Annotated in this window: 11 protein-coding genes; 6 read left to right on the top strand and 5 right to left on the bottom strand. The window is 63.7% G+C overall.

The features are described 5' to 3' along the window. Nucleotides 1-25: 25 nt before the first annotated feature. Nucleotides 26-943 (bottom strand): AraC family transcriptional regulator, encoded by a 918-nt coding sequence (locus tag FJ527_RS24270; protein WP_140824223.1) that lies wholly within the window; start codon nt 941-943, stop codon nt 26-28. Nucleotides 944-1,183: 240 nt separating this feature from the next. Here FJ527_RS24270 and FJ527_RS24265 point away from each other — a divergent pair, with 240 nt between their 5' ends. Together FJ527_RS24265 and FJ527_RS24260 are read left to right on the top strand one after the other, a co-directional pair. Next, nucleotides 1,184-2,587, top strand: a complete 1,404-nt coding sequence (locus FJ527_RS24265) for an MATE family efflux transporter (protein WP_140824222.1) — start codon at nt 1,184-1,186, stop codon at nt 2,585-2,587. Nucleotides 2,588-2,761: 174 nt separating this feature from the next. Further along, nucleotides 2,762-3,679 (top strand): NADP-dependent oxidoreductase, encoded by a 918-nt coding sequence (locus FJ527_RS24260; RefSeq protein ID WP_140824221.1) that lies wholly within the window; start codon nt 2,762-2,764, stop codon nt 3,677-3,679. A 148-nt stretch (nt 3,680-3,827) separates the two neighbouring features. Here FJ527_RS24260 and FJ527_RS24255 read toward each other — a convergent pair whose 3' ends face one another. The 4 genes from FJ527_RS24255 to speB all read right to left on the bottom strand — a co-directional run bounded on the left by FJ527_RS24255 (nt 3,828) and on the right by speB (nt 7,067). Further along, nucleotides 3,828-4,475: an amino acid ABC transporter permease gene (locus FJ527_RS24255; protein ID WP_140824220.1), complete on the bottom strand. Its 648-nt coding sequence runs from the start codon at nt 4,473-4,475 to the stop codon at nt 3,828-3,830. After that, nucleotides 4,472-5,128 (bottom strand): amino acid ABC transporter permease, encoded by a 657-nt coding sequence (locus tag FJ527_RS24250; RefSeq protein ID WP_140824219.1) that lies wholly within the window; start codon nt 5,126-5,128, stop codon nt 4,472-4,474. Before FJ527_RS24250 ends, FJ527_RS24255 begins: the two co-directional genes overlap by 4 nt. Nucleotides 5,129-5,134: 6 nt before the next feature. Next, nucleotides 5,135-5,938 (bottom strand): transporter substrate-binding domain-containing protein, encoded by an 804-nt coding sequence (locus FJ527_RS24245; RefSeq protein WP_181166459.1) that lies wholly within the window; start codon nt 5,936-5,938, stop codon nt 5,135-5,137. A gap of 67 nt (nt 5,939-6,005) precedes the next feature. After that, entirely contained in the window at nt 6,006-7,067 is a 1,062-nt protein-coding gene (gene speB / locus FJ527_RS24240) for an agmatinase (protein ID WP_015314472.1), read from the bottom strand. A 210-nt stretch (nt 7,068-7,277) separates the two neighbouring features. Between speB and gcvA the strand changes: the two genes are divergently transcribed. The 4 genes from gcvA to FJ527_RS24220 all read left to right on the top strand — a co-directional run bounded on the left by gcvA (nt 7,278) and on the right by FJ527_RS24220 (nt 12,583). Then, nucleotides 7,278-8,249: a transcriptional regulator GcvA gene (gene gcvA / locus FJ527_RS24235; RefSeq protein ID WP_015314471.1), complete on the top strand. Its 972-nt coding sequence runs from the start codon at nt 7,278-7,280 to the stop codon at nt 8,247-8,249. A 118-nt stretch (nt 8,250-8,367) separates the two neighbouring features. Next, nucleotides 8,368-9,672: a nicotinate phosphoribosyltransferase gene (gene pncB / locus FJ527_RS24230; protein WP_140824217.1), complete on the top strand. Its 1,305-nt coding sequence runs from the start codon at nt 8,368-8,370 to the stop codon at nt 9,670-9,672. Between the two features lie 14 nt (nt 9,673-9,686). Beyond that, the gene (locus FJ527_RS24225; protein WP_140824216.1) at nt 9,687-11,120 is read left to right on the top strand and encodes a hypothetical protein; all 1,434 of its coding nucleotides are present in this window, start codon (nt 9,687-9,689) and stop codon (nt 11,118-11,120) included. A gap of 158 nt (nt 11,121-11,278) precedes the next feature. Next, complete coding sequence (locus tag FJ527_RS24220) at nt 11,279-12,583, top strand: ABC transporter substrate-binding protein (protein ID WP_140824215.1); 1,305 nt, start codon at nt 11,279-11,281, stop codon at nt 12,581-12,583. The last annotated feature ends 108 nt before the right edge of the window (nt 12,584-12,691 follow it).

The following is a 12,691-nucleotide window of genomic DNA, read 5'->3' as shown; positions in this document are numbered from 1 at the left end:
TCCAAAAGGGTGATTCAGGATGCGCTTATGCGCGCATCGCCAGACGCTGCCGCGACAGCTTGCGATAGGATGACGGCGTCATCTTGTGCTTGCGCAGGAAGGCGCGGTTGAAGTTGGATATGTTCATGTAGCCGACCTGGAAACAGATGTCGGTGATCGGCACATCGGTATCAGCCAGGAGCTTGCACGCCTGCCACAGCCTGAGCTTGGCAAGATGGTCGCTGAAGGAATTGCCGGTGTTCTTCTGGAAGAACCGCGAGAAGGTGCTTTCGCTCATGCCGGCCAGCTCGGCCACGTCAGGCAGCTTCAGATCCTCGGCGAAATGCTGGAACAGATAGGTCAGCGTGCGCTGGATGATGTCGAGCGAGGCGGCATCGAGAACCGGCTGGAAGTTCGGTGACGACAACAGCTCATACTCATCGGTCCGGGCCAGCAGGTCGACCAGTTCGAGGAACAGGCAGAACCGGGCCAGCCCATGCACCGTACCCATCCGCTCCATCAGCGCGGCGCCTCCAAGCGCGGTCCCGCCGTGGAAGACCATGCCGCGCAGCGACCGTTCCAGGAACGGCTCCAGTTCGCGCAATTCCGGCAGCATGTCAGCCGATCCTCGCAGCCGCTCGGCATCGAATTGCAGCACGATGTCGCGACCCTCGATCAATTCGCCTGGCTGCACCGCGGTGACCCAGTCATGCGGCAGGCCGCCACCGACGATGGTGAGGTAGCCCGGCCCGAACTCGCCAATATGGTCGCCGACCAGGACCACGCCGGAGGATTTCCGCAGCAGGTGGATCTCGTATTCCGGATGGAAGTTCCAGACGTTGCGCTCCCAGGGATAGTCGTCCAGCCGCCACAGGAAACTGTCGCTCGCCTCGGTGACGATATGCTCGAAGGAAGGCGCCGTGCGCGGGATCGCCGCCGTGTTCTTTCTGCGTCTGAACGCCATCCTGCCTCCCATATTCGCCCGCCGCCGACGTTTTAATCCGGAGCAGCCCGGGCCGGCAAGGGAACGAGGCGACGCCTCCCGGCAATGGCGCTGGCTCAATCTGTTCTCGCGCCCCTCCCTTGCCTTCATGTCGCATTTCGTTCAAGAGACGGCGCAAACGCGCGAAACCGAAGGTTTTGCCGTTTGCAATGCGGCTTCCGGCTCTTTGCCGACGCGCCGCAACCTTGAAAGAGCAGGACAATGTCCGCGATCGAAGCCGGCGCTCGCGCGCCGGAAAATCTTTGGCGTCAGGAAATCAGGGCGACGCTGGCGCTGGCCTGGCCGATGGTGCTGACCAATCTCGGCCAGACGGCGATGACCGCCACCGACGTCATGATGATGGGCCGCCTCGGCGCGGACACGCTGGCCAGCGGCGCGCTCGGCGCCAACCTGTATTTCATGCCGCTGATCTTCGGACTCGGCCTGATGCTGGCGACTTCGCCGATGATCGCGACCGAGCTTGGCCGCCGCCGCTATTCCGTACGTGACCTGCGCCGCACCGTGCGCCAGGGCCTGTGGCTGGCGATTCTGATCTCGGTCCCGATCTGGCTCGTGCTGTGGCACGGCGAGGCCATCCTGCTGGCCATGGGCCAGGAGCCGGCGCTGGCGCGTCAGGCCGGCATTTACCTGCGCTGGCTGGAGTGGGCGGTGCTGCCCTTCTACGGCTACATCGTGCTGCGTTCGTTCATCTCGGCGCTGGAGCGGCCGGGCTGGGCGCTGGTCATCGTCTTCGTCGCCGTGGCCTTCAACGTGTTCGCCAACTGGGTGTTCATGTTCGGCAATCTCGGTGTTCCGGCCATGGGCATCGCCGGCTCGGGCCTTGCGACCTCGCTGTCCTCAACGCTGATGTTCGCCGGCATGGCTGTCGTGGTGATGTGGGAGAAAAAATTTCGGCGCTATCACCTGTTCGGCCGCTTCTGGCGATCCGACTGGCCGCGCTTCAAGGGCCTGCTGCGGCTCGGCCTGCCGATCGCCGGCATCCTTGCCTTCGAGGTGACGATCTTCAATGCCGCCGCCCTGCTGATGGGCCTGATCGACGCGGATTCGCTGGCCGCGCACGCCATCGCCATCCAGATCGCCTCGATTTCCTTCATGGTGCCGCTCGGCCTCAACCAGGCGGTGACAGTGCGGGTCGGGCTTGCCCATGGCGCCGGCAATCCCGAAGGTGTGTCGCGTGCCGGCTGGACCGCCTTCGTCATCGGCGTTTCTTTCATGGCGCTGATGGGGCTGGTGATGGTGCTTTGGCCGCATCTCCTGATCAGCGCCTTCATCGACCTTGGCAATCCCGCCAATGCCAGGGTGATCGCGCTAGCCGGTTCGTTCCTGGTTTTCGCCGCCCTGTTCCAGGTCTTCGACGGCGCGCAGGCGGTTGCCGCCGGCATGCTGCGCGGCCTGCACGACACCAAGGTCCCGATGATCTATGCCGCGATCGGCTATTGGGGCGTCGGCCTGCCGCTCGGCGTGCTGCTCGCCTTCCATTTCGGCTTCCACGGCGTCGGCATCTGGATCGGCCTGTCTTCGGGGCTGGCCGTGGTGGCAGCGCTGCTTCTTGCCCGCTGGCTGCGCCGCGACCGCATCGTGCCGTCAGGCGCGTTCGGACATTGAACCCGGTGGCCGGTTGCCAGCCTTCCGTCATGTCCTAACATTGCCGCCCATTAAAACGACGCCTTCAGATCGGACCACGGACGCCCGCTAAGAGAAGGCCCTGGCATGAGATATTGAACGGTTCCCAAGCGGCAAACGTTTCCACCAAGAGACAAATGACCGAGGAGAATTATCATGAAGGCAATTGTGGTGACGGACCAGGCTGCGGGAACGGCCGGGATGAAGCTGGTGGAGCGGCCTGAGCCGCAGCCAGCGATAAACGATGTCGTCGTTCAGGTTCATGCTTCGGGATTCGTCCCGACCGAGCTGGCATGGCCCTCGACCTGGACCGATCGCCGCGGCCTTGACCGAACACCGTCGATCCTTGGGCACGAGCTGGCCGGAGTTGTCGTCGCACTCGGCTACGGCACAACGGGACTGTCGGTAGGTCAGAGAGTATTCGGCCTCGCCGACTGGCATCGCGACGGCACGCTCGCGGAGTATGTAGCCATGGAAGCACGCAACCTCGCGCCGCTGCCGGGCGACGTCGACTTCACGGTGGGCGCAAGCCTGCCGATCTCGGGTCTCACCGCGTGGCAGGGACTCTTCCAGCATGGCCGGCTTCAGGCGGGGCAGAGCGTCCTCGCGCACGGTGCGGCCGGCGCGGTCGGGTCGATGGTGACGCAACTTGCACGAGAGGCGGGCGCCTACGTCATCGGCACCGGACGCGCCGCCGACCGTCATACGGTGCTCGAATTTGGCGCGAATGAGTTCGTCGACCTCGAGAACGACGCCCTCGAAGACGTGGGCGAAGTCGCTCTCGTGTTCGATGTGATCGGCGGGGAAATCGGGAAGCGGTCCGCCGGCCTGATTCGAGCCGGAGGAACACTGGTGTCCGTCGTCGGATCGACAGAGGCGCGGCCTGCCGACGGCCTGGCGGTCGACTTCGTTGTCGAGTCCGATCGTGGCCAACTGAGGGAGATCGTCCAGCGGGTGCGGGACGGACGACTGCGGACGAACATCGGCAACGTTTCGACCCTCAACGATGCCGTCGCCGCCTTCAACCCTATCGGGCGACGCACTGGGAAGACGATCATCCGCGTTCGTCCGTGAGGATTTGGAAACGGCGAGGGGCAAGGGTCCTCTTCGGTCGAAAGCTGAGCATCCAACAGATCAAATGACCTTCAAGAGGCGTTCGAACGCTAGGCACCGGGAGTTTGCGGCCGCCGTCGATGTTGGCCAGCGCAACACGCCGTCGGACTCAGCGCACCGCAACCCGCTTCTCGAGCCGTCGCGCATACTGCGTCAGCGGAAAGCATAGGGCGAAGAAGATCAGCGCCACCAGCCCATAGACCTTGAACGGCTCGAAGGTGGCGTTGTTGATGGCGTTGGAGGTCCGCACCAGCTCCTCGAAGCCGATGATCGAGGTCAGCGCGGTCGACTTGATCAGCTGCACCAGGAAACCGACCGTCGGCGCGCGGGTGATCGCGAACGCCTGCGGCAGAATGATCAGCCTGAGCTCCTGCAGATAGTGCAGGCCGAGGCTGGCGCCGGCATCCCATTGGCCCAATGGCAGCGCATCGACGCCAGAGCGCCAGATTTCGGCCAGATAGGCGCTGGCGAAGAAGGTGAGGCCGAGCACCGCCGCCGTCCACGGCTCGATGCGCAGGCCAAGCATCGGCAGGCCGAAGAACATGAGGAATAGCTGCATCAAGAGCGGCGTCCCCTGGAACAAGGCGATGTAACCGGAGGCGAAGCGTCGGCTCCATTTATTCTTGGCGATCCTCAGGAACAGCACCGCCATTCCGACCAGCGCGCCGCCGACGAAGGCGGCCAGCGACAAAAGCACCGTCCAGCGCGCGGCAAGCAGAAGGTTGCGCACGATGTCCCAGAGGGTGAATTCGATCATGACACGCCAGCTCCGAGCGCGCGGCGGCCGCCTGCAACCAGCAGCCGCCGCAAGGCCATCGACATCAAGAGATAGACCAGCGTGACGACGAAATACGTCTCGAAAGAACGGAAAGTGCGCGCCTGCAGCATGTCGGCCTCATAGGTCAGCTCGCGCACCGCGATCTGCGACACCACGGCTGATTCCAGCATCATGATGACGATCTGGCTGGTCAGCGCGGGATAGATGATCTTGAGCGCCTGCGGCAGCACGATCTTGATGAACACCTTGCGCGGCCTCAGCCCAAGCGCCAGGGCCGCTTCCGTCTGCCCGTGCGGCACCGCGTCAAGGCCGGCGCCGACGATCTCGATCGTGTAGGCGGCCATGTTGAGCGTCATCGCCAGCATGGCGGCCAGGATCGGATCGAGCCTGATGCCGAGGCTCGGCAGGCCGAAGAAGATGAAGAAGAGCTGCACCAGGAACGGCGTGTTGCGCATCACCTCGACATACCAGCCGATGGCCCTGCGCAGCAGCGCGGGGCCGCTTCGCCGCCCGGCGGCACCGAGGATGCTGAGCAGCGTGCCCGCAAGCGTGGTGACGGCGATCAAAAGGATCGTCGTCGCCGCGCCGTGCGCGATGTCGCCCACGGCACCTGGAAGCCAGCCGAAGGCCACGGCAACTCAATCCTTGAGGTTGTCGGGATTGAGCGGCGTCTTCAGCCAGGCCTTCGAGCTTTCGTCCAGCTTGCCGTCGGCCAGCATCTTGGCAATGGCGTCGTTGACCGCCTTCTTGAGGGCATCCTCATTCTTGTTGAGGCCGATATGCGAAGGCGAGGTCAGAAGCTGAAACTTCTGCTCCGGCTTCAGCGCATCCTGCTTGGCCAGCACCTGCGCGCCGACATCGTTGCCGACGACCATCAATTGGGTCTGGCCTGAGATGAAGGCCTGGATCACCGAATTGTAGTTGTCGAAACGCTTGATGTCCGCCGAGGCCGGTGCTGCTTCGGTGAGCGAGGTGTCTTCCAGCGTGCCGCGATTGACGGCGATCGACTTGCCGGCAAGATCTTCCTTGCCTTTGACTGGCATTGCCGCCGGACCGATCACCGCGATGTAATAGGGCGCGTAGGCAGCGGCGAAGTCGATGACCTGCTCGCGCTCTTTCGAGTAGCCGACGCTCATCAGGATGTCGACCCGATGGTCGTTCAAATAGGGGATGCGGTTCTGGCCGGTGACGGCAACGGTGTTGAGCTTCACCTTGAGCGTGTCGGCGATGTACTGCGCCACATCCATGTCATAGCCCTTGAGGCTCATGTCGGCACTGGCCGAGGAGAAGGGCGGGAAGTCGGCGAAGACGCCGACATTGATGGTGCCGGCCTTGGTGATGTCGGCCAGCGCGTCGGCATTGGCGGCTTGCGTGGCGAAGCCGGCTAACCCCACGAGCAGAACGGCGGCGATGGATGATTTGCGGTGGATTGTCATTGTCATTCCCCTCTGGAAGCTTTTGATTGTTTGGGTCGGCCGCCGGCTCCAGTGCGGCGGCCGCCTTTCTCTGTCAGGCCCCCTTGCCTGATACTGCCGGGCTGAACACCATCAGGCTCAGGATCTCGAACAGCACCTGCGCGCCGGCGTGCGCCGTGTTGGTGGTGGCGTCATATTGCGGCGCCACCTCGACGACATCGCCACCGACAATGTTGAGACCCTTGAGGCCGCGCAGCAGTTCGAGCACTTCGCGCGTCGTCAGCCCGCCGACTTCCGGCGTGCCGGTGCCCGGTGCGAAGGCGGGATCGACGCTGTCGATGTCGAAGGACACATAGGTCGGGCCGTCACCGACTATTCTGCGCGCCTTCTCGATGATGGCGGGAATGCCGAGACCGGTCACTTCCTCGGCATGGACCACGGTCATCCCGGACTCGTAGGTGAATTCCCACAGATATTCGGCCGAGCCGCGGATGCCGATCTGGATGGTGCGCGTCGGATCGAGCACGCCGTCCAGCACCGCGTTGCGGAACGGGCCCCCATGGTGGAATTTGGTCAGGTCGAACAGGCCGCTGGTGTCGCAATGGGCGTCGATGTGGATCAGGCCGACCGGGGCCTTCTTGCCGACCGCCTTCAGGATCGGGTGGGTGATCGAATGGTCGCCGCCGACCGACAACGGGATGACCCCGGCGTCGACGATCTGGTTGATGCGCCGCTCGATATCCTCATGGCTGGTCTCCAGTCGGTAGCGGCTCTGGAACGGAACGTCGCCGATGTCGGCGACCCTGAGTTCATGCGTCGGCGCGCATTCCAGCACATGATTGTAGGGGCCGATGCGCTCGATCGCTCGCAAGGCGCGCGGCCCGAAGCGCGAGCCCGGCCGGTTGGTGACGCCGAGATCCATCGGCACGCCTGTTATCGCCACCTGCAGGTCGCCGAAGTCCGGATTGTCCGCTGCAATTTCGCGGTAGGGCGCGGTGAGGAAAGTCGGGATGCCGGAATAGGGCGCCAGCCGCGTGCCGCTCTTGGAAAAGATCTTGTCGGCGACCTTGCGGAATTTCGGGTCGAACATCTCGCCGCCATGGCTCTCGCCATATTTGCGACGCAGCGCATCGAGCTTGCCGCGATCGTATCCCATATCCGCTTCTCCTCGGCTGATGCAGTGGTGCCGGCGGTCATTTCGGGCGAACCGACCGTCATCCGGCCGGGCCGTTGTCCCGCTGGCAGTCTGCAGATTTCACGTCTTGATATTGCTCCGGATCAAAGTGTCCGGCAGCCGCTTTGAAAAAGCAATTGATATTGTTAGGGTGTTTCCTGTGAGAAAATCTCACAGTAAAGCCGAGCATCCATGGCCAAGCGCCTGCCACCACTCAACCCGCTGCGCGCCTTCGAGGCCACGGCCCGCCATGCCTCGCTGACCAAGGCGGCGAACGAACTGAATGTCACGCACGGCGCCGTCAGCCACCAGATCAAGGCGCTGGAGCAATCGCTTGGCGTCAAGCTGTTCGAGCGCGTCGGCCAGCGGGTCAAGCTGACCCCGCATGGCGCCGAACTTTTGCCGGCGGTATCGGTCGCCTTCGACGGTATCGCCGCCGCCACCCAACGGCTGACGCGGCCGGCAAGCAGCGGCGCGCTGTCGGTGTCCTGCGTGCCTGCGTTGCTGCTCTTGTGGATAACGCCGAGGCTGGGCAGCTTCACCGCGCAATATCCCGACATCCAGCTGACGCTCATTCCCTCCAACGATCCCAGGGATAGCCGGGCGCCGCATATCGATGTCTGCGTGCACTATGGCGATGGCAGCTGGACCGACTGCTGGATGCGCAAATGGTCTGGCCTGGAGCTGTTCCCGGTGGTCAGCCCGACGCTGATCAACAACCGGCCGATCCGCAATGTTCGCGACCTCGCCGAACATGTCTTGCTGCATGGCGACGATGGCCGCGAGTGGCACACCTGGCTGGCCGCCGCCGACGCGCTGGACCTGGAGCGCGGCCGGCGTCATCATCTCGGCGATGCACGCATGACGGCGGAAGCCGCCGTCCATGGCCACGGCGTGGCGCTGGGCGACTCGGTGACGGCAAGCGCCCTGCTGGCCAGGGGCATGCTGGTCGCGCCGTTCAGCCTGTCGGTGCCGGCGGTCGACGATTTCTATGTCGTTTGCCGCAATGAAATGCGGGCGACGCCGATCGTGCAGGTGTTCATCGACTGGCTGTTTGCCGAGAAGGCCGGGGATGACGGCCGCGCCGACGCCCCGGTTGCGGGCCGCCTCGTCACCCGCCGCAAACGTCCCGCGCTCAAGGTGATGGGCGGCAAACCCACATAGCCGCATGCAGGGCTTTCTTTTTGTCGGGCCAGCCTGAAAGCGGGCAGAGTTTTTGCCAATTCGATGCTATGAGGCCTGTCGCGATTGTGGGTGGCAGGCAGCGAAGGCGGCAGCAAGCATGGCAAAGACCGATATTGCGCGGCGTGTCTATAACCACACCTGGAAGCTCGACCCGATCGTGCGCAGCCTGCTCGATACGGATTTCTACAAGCTTTTGATGCTGCAGATGATCTGGGGCATGTACCCCAAGGTCGACACCACCTTCTCGCTGATCAATCGGACGACTTCGGTCCGCCTCGCCGACGAGATCGATGAAGGCGAGCTGCGCGAACAACTCGACCATGCCCGCACCTTGCGCTTCTCCAAGAAGGAAATGATCTGGCTGGCCGGCAACAATTTCTACGGCCGCAAGCAGATTTTCGAGCCGGAATTCCTCGCCTGGCTGGAAGGCTTCCGGCTGCCCGACTATGAGCTTTCCAAGCGTGACGGCCAGTACGAGCTCTCCTTCTCCGGCCCCTGGATGTACACCACGCTTTGGGAGATCCCCGCGCTCGCCATCATCAATGAATTGCGTTCGCGTGCCGCTTTGCGATCGTTCGGGCCTTTTACGCTCGACGTGCTCTATGCCCGCGCCAAGGCCAAGATGTGGGCCAAGACCGAACGGCTGAAGGCGCTGCCCGGCATCCGCATCTCGGATTTCGGTACCCGCCGGCGCCATTCCTTCCTGTGGCAGCGCTGGTGCGTCGAGGCGCTCAAGGAAGGCATCGGCGAGGCTTTCACCGGCACCTCCAACGTGCTGCTGGCCATGGACAATGATCTCGAAGCGCTGGGCACCAACGCGCATGAACTGCCGATGGTGTTTGCCGCCCTTGCCAATTCAGAGAAGGAGCTGAAACAGACCCCCTACAAGGTGTTGCAGGACTGGCAGCGCTACTATGGCGGCAACCTCTTGATCGTGCTGCCCGATGCCTTCGGCACCGCCTCGTTCCTGCGCGACGCGCCGGACTGGGTGGCCGACTGGACCGGCTTCCGCCCCGACAGCGCGCCGCCGATCGAAGGTGGCGAAAAAATCATCGACTGGTGGCGCGAGAAGGGCAAGGACCCCAAGCAGAAGCTGCTGATCTTCTCCGACGGGCTCGAGGTCGAGACCATCGAGGAGACGTACCGCCACTTCAAGGGCAAGGTGCGCATGTCCTTCGGCTGGGGCACCAACCTGACCAACGACTTCGAAGGCTGCGCGCCGACGCAAACCAACAGCCTCGACGCCATATCGCTGGTCTGCAAGGTCACCGAGGCCAATGGCCGGCCGGCGGTCAAGCTTTCCGACAACCCGGCCAAGGCGACCGGCGATCTCAAGGAGATCGAGCGGTATTTGAGGATTTTTGGGCAGAAGGATCGCGTGGAGCAACTGGTCAAGGTTTGAGGGTGGTCGGGCTCTTGAACAGTTCGAGTTCCGCCGTAGAACGCCTCGGTCTGCCGTTCGCCTTGTGGTTCTCGGCCTTGTGGCTCGTCTCCCCCACTTCCGCCTTCGCCCACGCCTCCGACCGTGGCCACGTCCTGCTCCTCCCCACCGGCTACTATCTTGTCGGCGGCGCTTTCGCCGTGGCCGCCAGTTTCCTTGTCTTGGCATTGCTGCCGCCCGACACCCTCGACCGTTTCTGGCGCCGACGCCTGCCGCTATTCGCCTTCGGCGACAGCGTCCGCGCCGCCATCAGCTTGATCTCCTTTGCCGGTTTTGCAATTCTCCTCGCCGCCGGCTTCATAGGCAGCCGCGACCCGCTCTCCAACCCGCTGCCACTGGTGGTGTGGACGCTGCTATGGGCCGGCCTGACACTGCTGCAAGGCGTGTTCGGCGATCTCTGGTCGTGGCTCAACCCCTGGTACGGCCCGTGGCGGCTGCTGTCGCGGCTGACCGGCGGAAGCGATGACGGCGTCAGGCAACTTCCGCAATGGCTCGGCTGCTGGCCGGCTGTCATGCTGTTTTTTGCCTTCGCCTGGTTCGAACTCGTCTATCCCGCTCCTGACGATCCGGCGCGGCTGGCCTTCGCCGCCGGCCTCTACTGGCTGTTCACCTTGGTGGCGATGCTGGTGCTCGGCTACGACAGATGGGGTCGAAGCGGTGAATTCCTCGGCATCTTCTTTTCGGTGGTGGCGCGCTTCGCGCCGATCAAGCGCGGCGACAAAGGCCGTCTTGCGCTGTGCTGGCCGGGCGCCAAACTGCTCCGGGCCCAGCCGCTGCCCGCCAGCGGCATCGCCTTCCTGCTGCTCGCTTTGTCCTCGGTCTCCTTCGACGGCCTGTCGAAGACCTTCTCCTGGCTCGGCCTGTTCGGCATCAATCCGCTCGAGTTTCCGGGCCGCACGGCCGTGATCGGCAGCGGCACGCTTGGGCTCGTTATGACATTCGTGCTGCTCGCGGCGGTGTTCCTGCTTGCCGTCGTCCTCGGCCAGCGTCTTGCCCGCGGCGGCCAGCCTTTCGCCCAGGCAGCCGGCATGCTGGTGTGGTCGATCGTGCCGATCGCGCTCGCCTACCATGTCGCGCATTATCTGACGGCGCTGCTGGTCGACGGCCAATATGCGCTGGCCTCCCTGTCCGATCCCTTCGCGCTTGGCTGGAACCTGTTCGGCACCGCCGACATGCAGGTCGAGGCCGGCATCGTCGCCGGCGCGGTGTCGGCATGGTGGCTGTGGAATGTCCAGGCGGGCGCCATCATCCTTGGCCATGTGCTCGCTGTCCTCGTCGCGCACGGCTTTGCCTGGCGCCTGCATCCCCAGCCTGCCCGCGCCGCGCTCAGTCAGTTTCCGCTCACCGTGTTGATGATCGCCTACACCATTTTCGGTCTCTGGCTGCTTGCCACGCCGACAGTCGGATGAGACAAGCCATCTCCTGTGAGCCATGCCCCGAAGGAAAGCTCGCTTGCCAGGCCAAGCCTTTGGTGATTTAGTTTGTATACATGCAATTTTGCATCCTCTTGCCGAGGATGTTCGAGCCGCCTTATCGTTGGTCAAAACACAAAAACAGGGGAACGAACGTGACTGACAAGAACGGATTTTTCGATCTCTCCAAAACCACACTCACCCGCCGTACCACGCTGAAGGGCCTCGCCGCCGGCGCTGGCCTCGCCATGGCGCCCGGCTTCGTCCGCTACTCCCAGGCACAGAGTTCGGCGCCGATCAAGATCGGCTTCCAGTCGCACCGCACCGGCATTGGCGCCGCCTATGGCCGCTGGTACGAGAAGACGACCGCCGCTGCGATCAAGGCGATCAATGCCGCCGGCGGCATCAATGGCCGTCAGGTCGAGGTGATCATCGAGGATGACGGCACCGATCCCGGCCGCGGCGCCGAAGTGATCGGCAAGTTCGCCACCCAGCACAAGACCGACATCGTCTTCGGTACGCTGTTCTCGCATGTCGTCATCGGATCGGCGCCTGCCGCCGGCGAAAACAAGATGCCCTACTTCGTCGTCAGCGAAGGTCACCATGTCGCCTCGACCAAGCTCAACCGCTATGTCTTCCAGCCCGGCATCACCGACGTGAAGAGCCAGATCCAGTCGATGGCGCCATGGATCGCGGCCAATGCCGGCAAGAAGGTGACGCAGATATTCCCCGATTTCGCCTTCGGCTACGACCATCGCGACTACCTGCCGCCGGCGCTGAAGGCGCAAGGCGCCGAGGTGATCGCGCAGATCGCCATTCCGCCGACGGAATCGTCCTTCACCAAATACTTCCCGCAAATCCCGCCCGAGACCGAGGTGATCTACCACGTCATGGTCGGCCCGGCGGTGCTCACCTTCGTCAAGGAACTCGGCGAGTTCTACGGTTCCAACCGGCCGCAACTCTTCGGCTTCATCGATTCGCTGGAAGCCGTGGACATCAACAGCCCCGGCCTCGAATTCCTCGACGGCAGCCATTTCTGGGAAGGCTCGCCGCGCTACGCCCAGCCCGACGACACCGAAGCGCAGAAGGCCTATCGGGCCGCTGTCGGCATCGACGACAATGGCGCCGCCGTCGGCGACGCCAAGGATGTCTCCACCGCCGCGCACATGTTCGGCTGCTGGGAAACGCTCTACGTCGTCAAGAAGGCGATGGAAGACGCCGGCTACAAGGGGCCGGAAGACCGCGCCAAGCTGGTCGAGGCGACCGAGGCGCTGAAGGAATTCGCCGAAGGCCCGGAGCATCCGCAGGGGCCAAAAACCTTCAATGGCAAGATCCACCAGTGCTTTGGCATCCAGAACATCTCCAAGGTCGAGGGCGGCAAGCTGAAAGTCGTGCACAAGACCAAGATCGAGGATGGCCTTTACGAGGCCGAAGGGGATTACACGACGCAGGCGCTGTGAACTTGGCCATCTAGCAAGCGTGAGCGCCAAGGCACCCCCCTCTGGCCTGCCGGCCATCTCCCCCGCAAGGGGGGAGATCGGCAGTTCGTATGGCAGCGCCCATCTGCC

This window comes from Mesorhizobium sp. B2-4-18 (assembly GCF_006441385.1).
Taxonomy (GTDB): Bacteria; Pseudomonadota; Alphaproteobacteria; order Rhizobiales; family Rhizobiaceae; genus Mesorhizobium; species Mesorhizobium australicum.
This window is presented reverse-complemented; position numbering and strand designations above follow the sequence as displayed.